At 71.8% G+C, this 987-nt stretch carries 1 protein-coding gene; it reads left to right on the plus strand.

The annotated features are described in order from the left end of the window. On the plus strand, nt 1-946 hold a 946-nt coding region (locus ACIKT0_RS18980), incomplete at its 5' end, for a laccase domain-containing protein (protein ID WP_407106848.1). Nucleotides 947-987: the final 41 nt, after the last annotated feature.

The raw sequence follows: 987 nt of genomic DNA on the forward strand, positions 1-987 counted from the left end.
CGAGCGTCTTGCGAGCCTGCCGTCGACGCGCGACCCGGCCGCTCGGGAGCTGCTGCGCGCGCGGCTCGCCGAAGCGATGGGGCAAACCGAGCGGGCGCTCTCCGTCTACAAGGCCGTGATCCGCGGCGGCAGCCCCGCGGCGGCCGCCGAGGCCGATCTGCGCGCGGTCGAGCTTCGGCTGCGCCGCGATGAGATCAGCGAGGGCGACGCCATCATGAGGCTGGAGCGCCTGGTGGCGGGCTGGCGCGGCGACTGGATCGAGGCGGAGGCGCTTGCAAGGCTGATCGACCTCTACGGCAAGCAGGAGCGCTGGCGCGACGCCTTCTCGGCGCTGCGTGTGGCGGTCGCGGCGTTCCCGGACGCCGAGAGTTCGCGGACCCTGCAGGACCGGATGCAGGAGCGCTTCACCGAGCTCTTCCTGGGCGGCGGCGTGGACCGCATGTCGAAGCTCGACGCGCTCGCGCTGTTCTACGATTTCAAGGAGCTGAGCCCCGGCGGCAAGCGCGGCGACGAACTCGTCCGGCGGCTGGCCGACAAGCTGGTCGAGGTCGATCTGCTCGACCGGCATGGGAGCGCTGTTCAAGGCGCTCGCCTTCGCCGATCCTCGGCTCGGGCCGCTGCCGGGATTCGCTCCCGCGGCCCCATGAGAGGAGCCGACGCCATGACCGACGCCGCCTTGAGCGAGCCCCCCGCCGAAGCCGCGGTCTTCGTGCAGTCGCGGAAGCTTGCGGCGCTCGCGGGCGTCCGGCACGCCTTCTTCACCCGTCAGGGGGGCGTCTCGAGCGGGCTTTACGCCAGCCTTAACGGCGGCCTTGGGTCGAACGACGACCCGGATGCGGTGCAGGAGAACCGCCGGCGCATGACGGCGGCGCTCGGGCTCTCTGCAGGCCGGCTCGCCGTGCCGTGGCAGGTGCATTCGGCGGAGGCGAGGGACGCTGGTCGATGAGATCTGCCGCAAGCTCGGCGTCTCTGAGGCGACGTTCTACC

Source organism: Hansschlegelia beijingensis (assembly GCF_045505405.1).
GTDB lineage: Bacteria > Pseudomonadota > Alphaproteobacteria > Rhizobiales > Methylopilaceae > Methylopila > Methylopila beijingensis_A.